The following is a 14412-nucleotide window of genomic DNA, read 5'->3' on the forward strand; positions in this document are numbered from 1 at the left end:
ATTTTCAGAATCCTTTGTCAGGAAAGTGACTACTATCACTTCATAATTCGGAACTTTTCAGTAAAGTCAAGAGACTGAGTAATAAATAACTACTGAAAATCACCTTGAGCTAACATGAGGTAACACCATGAATATCCATCAACTGCATGTGTCTGATAGCAGTTACGCTGACAGTCACGAATGTACGCCCTGTGAGGCATCCCCCCGACCTGCCAGCGCCCGCTACTGGCCTAAAGTGCGGATGCAGCGCCGTCGCTTAAGCGGCAGACTTGATGAACGTCTTAGCATTGAAATTTCCAATCCTTGGCCTGAACTAGTCCTCCGCCATGTTAATATTGCTTTCCTTTCCACTGATCCGCACCATCACCAGAAAAATAGTAGCCAAACCGTTAAATTTGTGCCGACTCACGGTATCGAATTTGGGGATATTACCTATGAAAAGGCGATGACCCGCGACATCATTATGATTGACCATCAGCCGGGTGAAGAGGGACATCAAATCTACGCAGGCGTGTGTTTTACGGCAGTCACCAAAACAGGGGAGGTCAAGCACTACGGTTATTTATTGTTTAAAAGCAATTTATTGTTGGCAGAAGAAGCATTCGATCAAGCGGCATAGGTTTATTCTACAGGGCATTTATGAGACTCTTGGCGCGTTATTGGTAGCAAAACCTTATTCATGAGCCGACTTTTTCTGACATTTGCATGTTGCGTGTTCGCCTATACGCCAGCCGTTTTCGCGGAGCCATCGGCAACACAGCGCGAACTGTTTCAGTCCACTTACAGCGAGTTACAAGCCGGAAAACTGGATAGGTTTGCCACCTTGCCTGAGGCGATGCAGCACTATCCCCTCTATCCATGGTTGGAATATGCTGACCTCAAGCAGCGTTTCGACACGCTTCCCGATGCGCCAATACTGGCTTTTATCCAACGTTATCCAGATTCTCTGATGGCAGATGCGTTACATATACAACTGGCTAAACGCTTCGCCGACAAACAGGAATGGCAAAAGTTGTTGGCAACCATTCCGGCAATGTTGGACGATACCGATACCCAATGCTATCGCACTCAGGCACTGGCTGCCGTGGGGCAAAAAACCGCAGCGCTGGAAACCGGTAAACAAACCTGGATGGGGATCAGCAAATCACTTTCTGATGCTTGCATCCCGGTCACGGATTTACTGCGGCGTCACGTTACGCTCAGCACTAAGGATTACTGGGAACGTATTCGTGTAGCACTCGATAAAAATCAAACGACCTTAGCCACACAACTGGCGGCTGATTTGCCACCGGAAGCGCAACGTGCTGTTGAGCTGTGGATTCAAATCCGCCAAAACCCAGCCGCAGCATTACCCTTGGCTCTTCAGCAAGCGAATACGCCTTATATGCGTGATGCGATTGCCGCTGGCCTCGCACGCCTTGCTAAAAAAGAACCCCAACAAGCCGAAAATTTCTGGCAGCAGGCTCGGCAAACCCGCCAATTTACCCCAGAAGACATCGCCAAGGTGGAAAGTGCTTTGGGGATGCAGCAAGCCTTGCGCCACGACCCTGCTGCACTTCAGCGCCTTGCCGCCATCCCCGCAGCACAACGCACTCAGGAAGCCAATCTGTGGATGGCTCGCCTCGCCGCCCGTCAGGGGGATTGGGAAAAGTTGCTGGATGCGACCCAGCACCTCACGTTTGAGCATGAGCGCGATGCCGCCAGTTGGGAGTATTGGCAAGCCCGCGCCTTAGAACAGACCGGTAAAAAAGCCCAAGCGACATCGCTCTACGCCAAGATTGCCCCGCAAGCCACGTTTTACGGCTTTCTGGCGGCTGATAGATTAGGGCAGGCGTACCCCGGTTTGAAAACCCCAGCGATTGATCGTAGTCAACGGGTAATAGGGTTGCAAAAAGTTGCAGCCATCCAACGCGCCTTCGAGTGGTTCGCACTGGGCAACCGTGAACAAGGGCGTAAGGAATGGTTTCGTGCGCTTAAACAAATGGATAAAGAGGGTATTTTAGCGTTAGCCGATCTCGCCACCCGTGCCAATGACCCGAATCTTGCTATCTGGACGGTAGCGCGTGCCAAAGAATGGGATGAAACACACCTGCGCTTTCCGGTGGTGCATACCGAGATGGTGATGGAACAAGCACGAAATCAAGGCATCCAACCTGCTTGGGTCATGGGGGTCATTCGCCGCGAAAGTGCGTTTGATGCGACAGTGGAATCCAGCGCAAAAGCGCTTGGTTTGATGCAATTGATTCCGCCCACTGCCAACGCCGTCGGTAACAAGTTGGGGCTTAGGCTCAAGGGTAGGGATGACATTTTGCACCCACCGACTAACATTCAGTTAGGCAGTGCCTACCTGCGTGACATGTTGGGTACATTTTCCGGTAACTACGCGCAGGCAACGGCAGCCTATAATGCAGGGCCTGGGCGTCCCCCCCAGTGGGCACCGGATAAGTTGATCAATGCGGATCAGTGGATCGAAAGCATTCCTTTCACCGAAACCCGCGAATACGTGCAGGCGGTGATGGGGTATACCACCATTTACGATGAAAAACTGAATCCCGGCAAAGGCCGCCGTTTGTCTGAACGTTTACAACCGATAGCACCCAATGCACCCAAATCATCACCCAGCCCGTAACAGGCCACGCCAGCAACGCGGTATCGCTATCCTTTCAGTGTTAGTGATCGCGGTATTGGTCGTGACGTTGGCAGCCGCTATTTTTGCCCGCCAGAGTCGGGCGGTGCGCCAAACCGATAATTTCCAATCGTTGGAACGGGCTTGGCACTATGTGCTGATGATGGAGCAATACGCAGGCTTACAACTGCAACTGGATGCTAAAACCAATAAATTCGATGCACTGACGGATCGTTGGGCTTACCGCCTCCCTACCCAAACCTTGACGGAAGAAAGCGGGGCTATCGTCAAATTCACAGGCAATCTTGAAGATTTGCAAGGGCGTTTCAACCTTAACAATCTGCTGAGCCAAGACGCTGAGCAACGCGGCAAGCTGGATGCTGCTGCCCTCAACCAGTTAAAGCCGTTTGTGACGGATGCGGGGTTGCCCGCCGGTTTCGCGGATGCGATTGCCGATTGGTTGGATAGCAATACCCAACCACAAGGGATTGATGGTGCAGAACGCGATTATTATCTGGCGGGGGTGATTCCCTACTTAGCGGCAGATATGCCATTTGCAGATGTGAGTGAGGTGCGTTTGTTACGCCTAGAGATGCAAGACCCAGAGGCAAAAAACAAAGCCCTCAACCATTTCCTCACGACGGTGACGGCGTTGCCATTCGAGAAAACCACCATTAACCCCAATACGGCTAGTAAATGGGTGTTGAAGGCCTTACGCCTCAGTGACAGCCAAATTGCGCTGATTCTCGATAAGCGCAAACTCAAGCAAGCCTATCGCAGCAAGGAAGAATTTCTCCGCGACATGGCGTTTGAACCCGGTAAAGACGATGCATTGATGAACAGTTTTGACGTAACCACGCAATATTTTCGCCTCACAGGTGAGGTGCAAATCAATCGGGCGCGGGTTTTTGTCAACAGTCTGTTATTACGTGACGCAAAGGGGAGTGTTCGTGTCATAATGCGTCAATTCGACCGGGTTAACGAACAACCAATAACGACTAACGATGCTAGTAATACGCCTACAAACACCGAATGATCCTGAACCTGCTTGGGCAGTGCTTAATAACAAGCCTGCTGACTGGCAACACGGTTCTTGGGAAAAACTTATGCCACTGGCACGGGGGCAGGATATTGTATTGCTGATCCCCAGCCGTGATGTATTGTTGACGCAGACGAGTGTCAACACCCGTAATCAGCGCCAGTTGCAGCAGGCCATTCCGTTTGCCTTGGAAGACAGTATTGCCGACGAGTTGGAGCAGCAACATATCGTTTGGCAAACACGCCCCGCATCGACGCAAGTGGATGTGGCGATCATACGCCGTGACCGCCTGCGTGAATGGGTGAAGGCATTACAGGCACACCAGTTACGCCCCCAAACGGTCTTGCCAGACCTGTTTGCGTTGCCTTGGGGGGAAGATACCCTGACTTTATGGCAACAAGGCGCATACATTTGGGTAAGAACAGGGGAGTTGTCAGGCTATGCCAGCACCCCTCCCGCTTTACCCCTGTTACTGGACAGTTTAACGTCAGGGCAAACCGAACCTGTACGGCTACGCTTGTACAGCGATCAAACGGATGTATGGGCGGCGGATCAACGTTTCACCATTATTCCTGAAACCCAAGCCGAACAATTGTTTCCCAGCAGCCTGCAAGCAGCGCTCAAGCTTAACTTATTGAACGGTTTGCAGGATGAAACCCGTGCTCAATTCCGTCAGCACTGGCAGCGGTGGCGCTTAGCCGCAGGGTTAGCGGCAGGGTCAGCCATCGTCGCCATGGTCATGTACGGGGTGGGCAGTTACCGTTTACAGCAACAGCTTGAGGCGATAGATGCGCAAAACCTGCAACTATTCGCCGAACTCTTCCCCGATGTCAGTGACGTTGACCCGCGTGGTCTTAAAAGCCGCCTTGCCTCCGAATTGGTACGAATTAAAGGCAAAGGTAGCGCTACGGCAACCACTACCAGCCCTTTACCCCAGTTAGCAGCGGTCGCCGCAGCCATGCAAGCCGCCGGTGATTTAAGCGTGGAAGATATTCGTGCACAAACCGGTACGCTGACAGTCAATTTGCAAGCCAAAAACCAGCAAGCCATTGAAACCTTGCGGGATACACTGGAAAAATCCTTGGGTAATGCCGTGGAAATGCAATCGTCCCGTACCGCAGATAGTGTCAAAGCAACCCTAACGCTGGGAGGTCAGTCATGAAGGCTTGGTGGCAAAATCTAGCAGCCAGTGAACGCCGTTTGATGTCTATTGGTGCTTTCCTTATTGGTTTGACCATGCTCTGGTTATTTGTGTGGAAACCGCTAAACGCTCATCACCAATTATTGCAGCAAGATTTGGCAGATGCACAGGCAGCGCACGCAGAGATGCAACGCCAGCGTGCTGAAGTTCTCGCACTCAGAGGCGCAGCCCCCAATGCAGCAGTCGCCGCAGGCGGTAGTTTGCACACCAGTGTCATTGCGGCTCTCAAACAATTTCAATTGGATGGCACGGGGACTAGCTCCGAAGAAAAAAATAAAAACACGGTGACACTGAAACTGGAGGCTAAACCCTTCGATACCTTGGCGCAGTTTCTGGCTGCAATGGAAACCCAACACGCCGCCAATATCACCAGTATGACCCTCAAACCGGCAGACAAACCCGGCACGGTTGACGCACAAATTACGCTGGAACGATGAAAATACGCACCCTCATTCTCGCAGGCACAGTCAGTTTCCTGCTAACCTCGCTGACACAATTGCCCGCCAAACTGGTATTAGCTCAACTGCCTGCTGACCTGCCCGTGCAACTGCAAGGTATCAACGGTACACTGTGGCAAGGTGGCGCTGCCAGCTTGAGCGCTCAAGGTTTGCAACTCAATAATGTGCAATGGGATTTGCAAACCAGTGCCTTATTGAAAGGCCAGCTTGCGGCAGACATACGGGCTAGTTTGCCACAGGGTGGGGATATTGATGGTATTTGCAGCATTAACCTCGCAGGTGTACTGTACTGTAGCCCGTTGAATCTCAATAATTTACCGGCGCAAGCGGTATCACCTTACCTGCAAAGTTTGATGATTCCGCCGTTAAGTGGCAATTTTCAAGCCAATCTTAGTGCTGTGGAGTGGGATCAGCAATCTCCCCCCAAACTCAGTGGGCATGGTGAATGGCGTGAAGCAGGGGTGCAAATGCTGCCGCAGCGTTACGGCAATTACACCGCGAATGTCAGCAGTGGTGATGATGGAACGCAGCAAATCAGCCTTGCTTCCGCACCCGATGCAGCATTTAGCTTGGATGGTACGATTACCTTGCAAGCGACAGGTCAGTACCAAACGGCATTGAACCTGAAGCCGGGTAGTAGTATTGATGATGGCACTAAGCAATTCATGAGTAGCTTTATTGTGCCACCGCAACCGGATGGGACATTCCAGATCCGTGAACAGGGGCAGTTGCCCTAAGAGAAGAAACCGTTATTTCAAACCTACCCAAATCTACTTATAGCTAACTAAAAGTAGTCATGGTGTTGAATTCCTGCTTCACGGGGGCTGGTTTCGTCTTCGGCTTGCGCCCAAGACCAGAGCCTTCCCCTCCACAGGCAGACACCGTGTAACTCACGGCGTATTCTTCTAAATTCTTGGCGGCATTTACGTCACGGTCATGGACTGCACCGCAAACGGGGCAAGTCCATTCACGTACCGACAGTGGCAGCTTGTCCACTTTATGCTCACAGCCAGCAGCAGAACACGTCTTGCTCGAAGCAAAAAACCGATCAGCCACCACGACCACCGCACCGCGCATTTCCGCCTTGTATTCCAGTTGCCGCCGGAACTCGAAGAATCCCATATCACTGATGGCACGGGATAAATGACGGTTTTTCACCATACCCGACACGTTCAAATCTTCAATGCCGATGGTGTGAAAACGGCGGGTCAAATCCGTGGTGAGTTGGTGCAAACTGTCTTGGCGGATATTGGCGATACGTGCGTGAAGTTTTGCCAGTTTTTGTTTTGCCTTGTGGCGGTTGGCACTGCCTTTGACCTTGCGGGACAGGCTGCGCGAGAGCCGTTTTAGGCGGGAAAGCAAGGCTTTATGCGGCTTTGCCCCAACCACTTTTTCCCCCGTTGATAGGGTTGCCAGTGCAGATACGCCCAAATCCACCCCTACCGTGCCTTGGTTTTTGGCAGGCGGGAGATGATGTTGGTCGGTATCCACGGTGATGCTGGCGAACCACTGGTCAGCGGTGCGGGAAATCGTGGCAGAGAGAATTTTACCGGAAAAGCGTAACGTTTCCCGCATCCGCACTAACCCAAGGTTGGGAATGCGGATGCGGCAAGCGTCGATGGCAAACTGGTCATTAGTGAGGGTGAAACTGTCGCGGCTTTTGCCTTTCTTTTTGAATTGCGGGTACTTGGCTCGCCCCGCAAAGAAGTTCTTGAAAGCTGCACCGAGTTGGATAATCGCCATTTGCGGGGCGTTTTTGGTGACTTCCAGCATCCAGGGGAATTGTTCGCGTTTGATGGCGTTCAATTGGCGGCGCAAGCCCATTTGGTTGGGTTTTGGCTGGGTGTTATCGTCTTTCCATGCGGCGTATTGGGTTTGCCATTCTGCCAACGCCCAGTTGTAGGCGAACCGTGCTGTACCAGCGGCTTTCGCCAAGTACGTCGCTTGCTTATGGTTGGGGTCAAGGCGGATTTTGTGGCTGATGATCATGGCAAACAGAATGCAGCGCGGTGTGATAGTTGTCTAGTCATCCGTGCTTTTGCTGCTATCTTTTACGGATAAACGGCACTACGCTTTTATAAACCTAACCAAAATGATAAAGTTTGAATAGATTTAGATAGATTTTATGGTAACTGTTTCAAACCCCTCCTAACCTCTCCTTATCAGTGACCAGCCAGGCACTGCTGAATGCTGATGCACAACAAGCCATCGCCACCGAAGTCCGCGAACGCCTGACCCCGCAACAAGGCACACTGTTTACGACGGAAAACGCCGCCGACCTCGCCGCGATTGTTGCCAAAACCACCAATGTCATGGTGCAACAAACCATCGACATCCCGCGCATCCTGGTCAACCCAACCGGCGAAGTCGAACCCGGCTTCCACCCCTTCAAACTGGATGTGAGCGGCTTGCACCTGCAACCGGGCGACCGCGAACTGGTCGGGCAGATGCTACGCACTCACGAACAATTCCACCTCAAAGCCGACAATATTGCGTGAGGTCTTGCTGAATTCCACCCCCAGCAAATGGATAGGTTGCTGCAAACCCCGGTATTTATCGGCATACGCCTTGTCCTTGATCTGTTGCAGCGCATTGCCTTCTGGCGCGATTTCCACCACTTTGAATTCAAAGATATAGACCTGCTGGTTAAACTTCAGAGTCATATCAATTCTCCCCAGATTGGTGATGTCTTCCAGCGTCACGTCCAGCCCCAGTGCTGCAAAGTAGGAATAAAACACCGATGCGTAATAACCCTCGTAGTTCTGGATGTCGTTATTGCTATACCAGTGGTAGGGAATGCTGGCGAAAAAAGCGTGGAAAAGCTGTTTCAACCCAGCAAAATCATTCGCTTCCAGCAGGCGGTAAAGTTGCAGGCTTTGCACCGCCTGTTTGGACTTATCTTTCACCAGCACCGACAACAGCGATTCGTTCAGGCTTTGGTAGACCTCACGGTTGGGGTAGCCCAGCGTGTAAAAATACTGACCACCCACATGCTCCTCCTTGAGGATGGTCAGGTAGCCAGTCTGGAACAACAATGCCTCGGTAGTAATGTCGTCCACGTCAAAGCTGGATAACATGCTGCTGCTGCTGAGCATTTCCCCCAGTTTCAGGCTCGGCACTTGGCGCTGGAACAGCAAATCCAGCAAAAAGGTCGGCGTGCCGGTTTCAAACCAATAGCTTCTAAAGAGGCGGTTTTTGAACAGTTGCAGAATATCAAACGGGTTGTAAACGCCTTCGCCCATCCAGTGATAGCCGTTGTACCACTCGCGAATGGCATTCCTGTCCAGCCCCGGCAATTCGGGGGCGAACACGCTGTCAAGGTCACGGTCGGTGTAACCGCAAATGGTGGCGTAATCGGGGATCAGGGTCAGGTCATACAAGTTATTAAGACCGGAAAACAAGCTAACCTTGGAAAACTTGCTGACTCCGGTCAGGAAGCTGAATTTGATGTGCGCGTCATAATCCTTGAGGTTGCCGTAGAACCCGCGCAGGAAGTCACGGTTAACGCGGGCGACTTCCGGGTGCTGCAAGGCATCCAGAATCGGTTTGTCGTATTCGTCGATCAGAATCACCACCGGTTTTCCCGCTTGCTGGTGCAGATGCCTGATCAAGGCACTAAAACGCCCAGAGGCAGTCTCATTGACATTGTTGAGGGCGTACTGTGTTTCCAGCACACGTAATTGCTCTGACATGATTTTGGGCAACTGATCTGCCCTGGCATAGTTGCCTGCTCCAAAACTGAAACGCAGCACCGGGTATTTTACCGACCAGTCCCATTGCGCGTGCGCTGCCAGCCCCTGAAACAAGGGTTCATTGCCTTCAAACAATTCTTTCAGGGTATCGAGAAACAGGCTTTTGCCGAAGCGACGCGGGCGGGAGAGGAAGTAGTGCTTGCCCTCTTGCGCCAGTTTTACCGCCAGATGAGTTTTGTCTACGTAATAGTGGTTGTCGTAGCGGATTTCGCTGAAAGTCTGGATGCCGATGGGTAAACGTTTACGCTGCATGGTGGTCGTCAGGTTGCTGCTCATGCTGGGAGTTTAGCACGGCTTACACCGTCAAATACCGCTGAATCAAGCCATCATCCAGCGTGTGCATTTCCCCCTCCGCCACGCGCCGCCCGCGATCCAGAATACAAAACCGATCGCCCACTTTCTATTCGTTTTGCCTCGGATGAATTGGCGGCAATGGGGAATTTGATACTCTTGGGTGTGGATGATAAAACGGAAATCATATTTGGTATTACGCCGGATATGCTGGCGCGTTTATTCCAGCAACGCAGTCAGGCGCGGATTGTGCGATTTGAGGGGCAAATAGTTCCCAAAGCCAGTTTAGATGACCTTGACGCATTGTTATTACGCCGTGTTTTCTCAAGCCCGACCAAGGTGATGTAATTACCCAATTGGCACGGCTGCATTTGATTGATAATCGTGAAGGAGAAGCCCTGCCCACCATTGCGGGGGTATTGCTTTGCACGTTAGACCCAACCAAATGGTTACGTAATGCTGAAATTCTGGCTGTCGCGCATAGCGGCTTGCGCAATGACCCGAATGAGCAACTGGATGCACAGGAAATCCGGGGGCCATTGGATAGGCAAATACTGGATGCGTTCCACTTTGTGCGCCGTAACATGATCACCGCTGCCCGTAAACCGTTGGGGCGCGTGGATTACCCGCAATACCATTTAGGTGCAGTGTTTGAGGCGATTGTGAATGCCGTGGCGCATCGGGATTATTCCCTGCACGCGCAACGTATTCGCTTGTTCATGTTCGCCGATCGGCTGGAAATCCATTCACCGGGCGCATTGCCTAACACCTTATCGTTGGAGTCGATGAGCCGTTTGTCTGTACCGCGTAACGAAATCCTCGCCAGCCTGTTTTCGCGTTATTACCCCGTGGATGAAGTCGGTTTGGGTAAAAGCTACCTGATGGATAGGCGTGGTTTCGGTGTGGAAATGCTGCTGCGGGAAAGTGAGAAACTGTCTGGTAAATTGCCGAAATACGAGTCGATCAGTGATCTGGAACTGTGCCTAACCATTTATGCACAAGCGTTGCCCACTGCCGAAACATCATGAAGTGAAGATAGACAAATCCTCAGCTATACTCTACGCCTGACATCTAAAGCCGAGCTATCATGCGACTGACTCCTCACCAATCCCAATACTACGCATGGCAACTCACGCGCCATGCTGCCAGCAATTCCCTAGAATCCCTTGCCCCGACCTTGGTAAACGCCCAAATCGACCTCAACCCACATCAGGTCGAAGCGGCACTGTTTGCCTACGAAAACCCCTTATCCAAAGGCGTGATTCTCGCGGATGAAGTCGGTTTGGGAAAAACCATCGAAGCGGGCTTAGTCATTGCGCAACGTTGGGCAGAACGTAAACGCCGTATATTGATCATCGTCCCCGCCAACCTACGCAAACAATGGCATCAAGAGTTACAGGATAAATTCGGCTTGCCTTGTCTGCTGCTGGAAAGCAAAAACTACAACACCTTACAAAAAGCGGGTACTCGGCATCCGTTTGATAATACTGACCACATCATTATCGGCTCTTACCAATTTGCCAAAAGCAAGGCTAAAGACGTAAAAGCGGTGGATTGGGATTTGGTGGTGATGGACGAAGCGCACCGCCTGCGCAACGTTTACAAAACCGGGAATGTCATTGCCCGCACCCTCAAGGAAACACTGGCGCATGTGCATTCCAAAATCCTGCTGACCGCCACTCCGTTGCAAAATTCCTTGCTGGAACTGTATGGGCTGGTCAGCCTAATTGATGATCGGGTATTTGGTGATTTGGAGAGTTTCCGTACTCAGTTTGGACAAGCCAACCGCGAAACGACGCTGCAAAACTTGCGTCACCGTATCAGCCCGTTTTGCAAGCGAACCCTGCGGCGGCAAGTCCAGCAATACGTCCCCTATACCAAGCGCATTCCGATTCTGGAAGAGTTCACGCCGACACAAGATGAGCGGGATTTTTCCAATTTAGTTGCCGAGTATTTGCGTCGTCCCAAGTTGCAAGCCTTGCCGGATGGTCAACGCCAATTGATTTCACTGGTGTTGTGGAAACTGTTGGCCTCGTCTACCCATGCGATTGCAGGGGCATTGGAAACCATGGCAAACCGTTTGCAAGCCACATTGGATGACCCGAACAAACTCGATCTTGCAATGCTAGATGACGACTATGAGGCGTTGGATGAAACCGCCGAGGAATGGGATGACGAAGACCAGATAAACGACAAGCCACTCAACGTCCGCGAAGCTATCCAACAAGAAATGGGAGAACTACGCCTGTTCAAGGAAAAAGCCGACCAGATTCGGGATAATAGCAAGGGACAAGCCCTGTTGCTGGCACTGGATAAGGCATTCAAGGAACTGGAACGCTTGGGTGCGGCAAAAAAAGCCATCATCTTTACCGAATCCAAACGCACGCAAAGCTATCTGCAAAATCTGTTAAAGAACACGCCTTACGGTGCAGGTTTGGTGTTGTTCAATGGTACGAACAGTGACACCCAAGCTCAGCAAATCCATAAGGCATGGGCGCAACATCACGCCGGTACGGATAAGGTCAGCGGCTCGAAAACGGCAGATACCCGTGCCGCGCTGGTTGATTACTTCCGCGAAGAGGGCAGTGTGATGATTGCCACCGAAGCGGGGGCGGAGGGTATCAACCTTCAGTTCTGTTCACTGGTGATCAATTACGATTTGCCGTGGAATCCGCAACGCATTGAGCAGCGCATTGGGCGTTGCCACCGTTATGGGCAAAAACACGATGTCGTGGTGGTCAACTTTGTCGATTTGAGCAATGAGGCCGATAAGCGTGTGTATGAGTTGTTGGCGCAGAAATTCCAGCTTTTTGAAGGTGTTTTCGGTGCAAGCGATGAAGTATTGGGCGCAATCGGTTCGGGTATCGACTTTGAACGCCGCATTGCCCGTATCTACCAAACGTGCCGCAAACCGGAAGAAATTCGCAGCAGCTTTGCCGCACTCCAACAAGAATTGGCAGGTGAAATCACGGAAGCGATGACGCAAACCCGTCAGTTACAGACGGTTTCCGCGTTGGCACAGGAAGAACAGCATTTGCTGGTGGCGGCGGTTGACCGCAATGGTCATGTGTTGGCACTGGATGACCCTGATAAACTGTTACGCATTCCGGCAATGGTCACGGCGACACCGATAGATTTGCCTGACAGCCCATTGCTGCAATACGATCTTGAACAACGTAAAAATGCCTTGTTGCGTGAAATCAACGACCGCAACCTGAGCTATTTCGATCAGGAAGTGCAAAAGCTGGATGGCTGGGCAGATGATCTCAAGCTGGGGCTGGAACAGGAAATCAAGGACATCGACCGCGAAATCAAGGAAGTGCGCCGTACCGCTGCGATTGCGCCCACACTGGATGAAAAGCTCCACTGGCAGAAACGCCAGCGCGAACTGGAAACCAAACGCAGCAAGTCACGCCGCGAACTGTTCCGGCGGCAGGATGACATCGACGAGCAGCGCAATGAATTGATCACAGAACTGGAAGACCGCTTGCAGCAGCGGGTGGAAGAACAGGTGTTGTTTACGATTGAGTGGGAGTTGGTATGAAGTTTGAGACCTTTCAGGCCGGTATTTTGCAACCCCGCTACCAATACAAAAGTTTTGAGCCAGTTCCTGTCAATCATGAGTGGATATGGGAAGATGCCACCATCAATACCCTGCTGGAATCCGCCAACCGTGCCTTAGGTGAGTTAAACGCCTTTTCCCTGATTGTGCCGGATATTGACCTGTTCATTGAAATGCACGTCGTCAAAGAGGCGCAGACTTCCAGTCGTATCGAAGGCACACAAACGGGCATTGATGAAGCCTTAATGCCGGAAGATCAAATTTTGCCGGAAAAGCGTGACGATTGGCGCGAAGTGCGTAATTACATCAATGCCGTGAATACAGCGATTGGTGAACTCAAAACACTGCCACTTTCTAACCGTTTGCTCAAACAAACCCACGAAATCCTCTTGAGTGGCGTGCGGGGTGAACACAAACAACCGGGCGAATTTCGCATTAGTCAGAATTGGATCGGTGGTTCAAGCTTGCGGGATGCGGTTTTCATCCCACCACACCCTGACAATGTGCCTGAGCTGATGGGGGATTTGGAAAAGTTCTGGCATAACGAAATGATCACCGTGCCGCATCTGGTGCGGCTGGCGATCAGCCATTACCAGTTTGAAACCATCCACCCATTCTTGGATGGTAACGGGCGCATTGGGCGTTTGCTGATTCCGCTGTATCTGGTCAGTCATGGGCTGCTGGCAAAGCCTTCGTTGTACCTATCCGACTTTTTCGAGCGCAATCGTGCCAGTTACTACGATGCGTTGATGCGGGTGCGGGTAGCGAACGACCTGATCCATTGGGTGCGCTTTTTCCTGCAAGGTATTACGGAAACAGCGATTAAAGGGCGGGAAACCTTCCACAAGATTTTGGTCTTGAGGATGGAAGTGGAACAATCCTTACTGCATCTGGGCAAACGCGCTCCCAATGCGAAACAACTACTTAACCTGCTCTACAAGCATCCGATTGTGTCCGCTGCGGAGGTGGAAAAGGAGCTAATGGTCAGTACACCGACCGCTAATACCTTGATCCGTGAACTGGAAAAACTGGGTATCGTGCGCGAGGTGACAGGACAGCAACGTGGACGCTTGTACGCCTTTGATCGTTACCTTAATCTGTTCGTTAGTTAAAGAAAACACACTTCCTTTAACTTAGCTTCATCGTTAGTTAAACTACAACCTCTGGGTATCACTTTGCCGACGCTGGCAAACCGATGGATTTCTATCACACCAGAAAACAGAAAAACAATATTTCTATTGTATTATCAATTGATTGCTATCACATTCGAGAGAATGAGGAAACGAATCAAGCAACCATTTTGCCGCCGTTGGCAAAATGGTTGGACTAGGATTCGGTGGCACACTACCAGAACACATCCCGCCAGCGGAACACATTAAAGACGTTGAAAAGCGGGTCAAGCAATCTACACCGAAAATGGAGCTTGACCAACGGGATGCAGGTGGTTTATTAGGTGGTGGCACAAATAGCGATCACGAATGAT

At 51.4% G+C, this 14412-nt stretch carries 14 protein-coding genes; 12 read left to right on the top strand and 2 right to left on the bottom strand.

Annotated elements, in window-relative coordinates; genetic code table 11:
- Nucleotides 1-127 precede the first annotated feature (127 nt).
- From QJT81_02465 to QJT81_02490, 6 genes are read left to right on the top strand one after another with little or no spacing between them, the layout of a single operon-like run.
- On the top strand, nt 128-619 hold the full coding sequence (locus QJT81_02465) for a hypothetical protein (protein ID WGZ94870.1): 492 nt from the start codon (nt 128-130) through the stop codon (nt 617-619).
- 60 nt (nt 620-679) lie between these two features.
- Nucleotides 680-2629, top strand: coding sequence for a transglycosylase SLT domain-containing protein (locus QJT81_02470; protein ID WGZ94871.1), 1950 nt, complete (start codon nt 680-682; stop codon nt 2627-2629).
- A complete protein-coding gene (gene gspK / locus QJT81_02475; protein WGZ94872.1) occupies nt 2601-3662 on the top strand; it encodes a type II secretion system minor pseudopilin GspK in 1062 nt (353 codons plus the stop codon). The genes QJT81_02470 and gspK overlap by 29 nt, the downstream gene beginning before the upstream one ends.
- Nucleotides 3631-4827, top strand: a complete 1197-nt coding sequence (gspL, locus tag QJT81_02480; protein ID WGZ94873.1) for a type II secretion system protein GspL — start codon at nt 3631-3633, stop codon at nt 4825-4827. Before gspK ends, gspL begins: the two co-directional genes overlap by 32 nt.
- On the top strand, nt 4824-5303 hold the full coding sequence (locus tag QJT81_02485) for a type II secretion system protein M (protein WGZ94874.1): 480 nt from the start codon (nt 4824-4826) through the stop codon (nt 5301-5303). The genes gspL and QJT81_02485 overlap by 4 nt, the downstream gene beginning before the upstream one ends.
- The gene (locus QJT81_02490) at nt 5300-6061 is read left to right on the top strand and encodes a type II secretion system protein N (protein ID WGZ94875.1); all 762 of its coding nucleotides are present in this window, start codon (nt 5300-5302) and stop codon (nt 6059-6061) included. Before QJT81_02485 ends, QJT81_02490 begins: the two co-directional genes overlap by 4 nt.
- A gap of 43 nt (nt 6062-6104) precedes the next feature.
- Here the strand turns inward: QJT81_02490 and QJT81_02495 are convergent, their stop codons facing one another.
- A complete protein-coding gene (locus QJT81_02495; protein ID WGZ94876.1) occupies nt 6105-7313 on the bottom strand; it encodes an RNA-guided endonuclease TnpB family protein in 1209 nt (402 codons plus the stop codon).
- 176 nt (nt 7314-7489) lie between these two features.
- Between QJT81_02495 and QJT81_02500 the strand changes: the two genes are divergently transcribed.
- Nucleotides 7490-7822: a hypothetical protein gene (locus QJT81_02500; GenBank protein ID WGZ94877.1), complete on the top strand. Its 333-nt coding sequence runs from the start codon at nt 7490-7492 to the stop codon at nt 7820-7822.
- Here QJT81_02500 and QJT81_02505 read toward each other — a convergent pair.
- On the bottom strand, nt 7775-9352 hold the full coding sequence (locus tag QJT81_02505) for an ATP-binding protein (protein WGZ94878.1): 1578 nt from the start codon (nt 9350-9352) through the stop codon (nt 7775-7777). The genes QJT81_02500 and QJT81_02505 overlap by 48 nt on opposite strands.
- 180 nt (nt 9353-9532) lie before the next feature.
- On the opposite strand from QJT81_02505, the gene QJT81_02510 reads away from it, so the two are divergent.
- The 5 genes from QJT81_02510 (at nt 9533) to QJT81_02530 (ending at nt 14411) form a co-directional block, all read left to right on the top strand.
- Complete coding sequence (locus QJT81_02510; protein ID WGZ94879.1) at nt 9533-9715, top strand: hypothetical protein; 183 nt, start codon at nt 9533-9535, stop codon at nt 9713-9715.
- Between the two features lie 8 nt (nt 9716-9723).
- Complete coding sequence (locus QJT81_02515; GenBank protein ID WGZ94880.1) at nt 9724-10395, top strand: ATP-binding protein; 672 nt, start codon at nt 9724-9726, stop codon at nt 10393-10395.
- Between the two features lie 59 nt (nt 10396-10454).
- The gene (locus QJT81_02520) at nt 10455-12911 is read left to right on the top strand and encodes an SNF2-related protein (protein WGZ94881.1); all 2457 of its coding nucleotides are present in this window, start codon (nt 10455-10457) and stop codon (nt 12909-12911) included.
- Entirely contained in the window at nt 12908-14041 is a 1134-nt protein-coding gene (locus QJT81_02525) for a Fic family protein (GenBank protein ID WGZ94882.1), read from the top strand. Before QJT81_02520 ends, QJT81_02525 begins: the two co-directional genes overlap by 4 nt.
- A 205-nt stretch (nt 14042-14246) precedes the next feature.
- Nucleotides 14247-14411 carry a hypothetical protein gene (locus QJT81_02530; protein WGZ94883.1) on the top strand — a complete coding sequence of 55 codons (165 nt, stop codon included), beginning with the start codon at nt 14247-14249 and terminating at the stop codon, nt 14409-14411.
- Nucleotide 14412 lies beyond the last annotated feature (1 nt).

It is taken from the genome of Candidatus Thiothrix putei, from assembly GCA_029972225.1.
Lineage (GTDB): Bacteria > Pseudomonadota > Gammaproteobacteria > Thiotrichales > Thiotrichaceae > Thiothrix > Thiothrix putei.

Coding starts and splice junctions, on each gene's coding strand:
- QJT81_02465 (WGZ94870.1), top strand. CDS start 128: ATGAATATCCATCAACTGCATGTGTCTGATAGCAGTTACGCTGACAGT.
- QJT81_02470 (WGZ94871.1), top strand. CDS start 680: ATGAGCCGACTTTTTCTGACATTTGCATGTTGCGTGTTCGCCTATACG.
- gspK (WGZ94872.1), top strand. CDS start 2,601: ATGCACCCAAATCATCACCCAGCCCGTAACAGGCCACGCCAGCAACGC.
- gspL (WGZ94873.1), top strand. CDS start 3,631: ATGCTAGTAATACGCCTACAAACACCGAATGATCCTGAACCTGCTTGG.
- QJT81_02485 (WGZ94874.1), top strand. CDS start 4,824: ATGAAGGCTTGGTGGCAAAATCTAGCAGCCAGTGAACGCCGTTTGATG.
- QJT81_02490 (WGZ94875.1), top strand. CDS start 5,300: ATGAAAATACGCACCCTCATTCTCGCAGGCACAGTCAGTTTCCTGCTA.
- QJT81_02495 (WGZ94876.1), bottom strand. CDS start 7,313: ATGATCATCAGCCACAAAATCCGCCTTGACCCCAACCATAAGCAAGCG.
- QJT81_02505 (WGZ94878.1), bottom strand. CDS start 9,352: ATGAGCAGCAACCTGACGACCACCATGCAGCGTAAACGTTTACCCATC.
- QJT81_02520 (WGZ94881.1), top strand. CDS start 10,455: ATGCGACTGACTCCTCACCAATCCCAATACTACGCATGGCAACTCACG.
- QJT81_02525 (WGZ94882.1), top strand. CDS start 12,908: ATGAAGTTTGAGACCTTTCAGGCCGGTATTTTGCAACCCCGCTACCAA.
- QJT81_02530 (WGZ94883.1), top strand. CDS start 14,247: ATGGTTGGACTAGGATTCGGTGGCACACTACCAGAACACATCCCGCCA.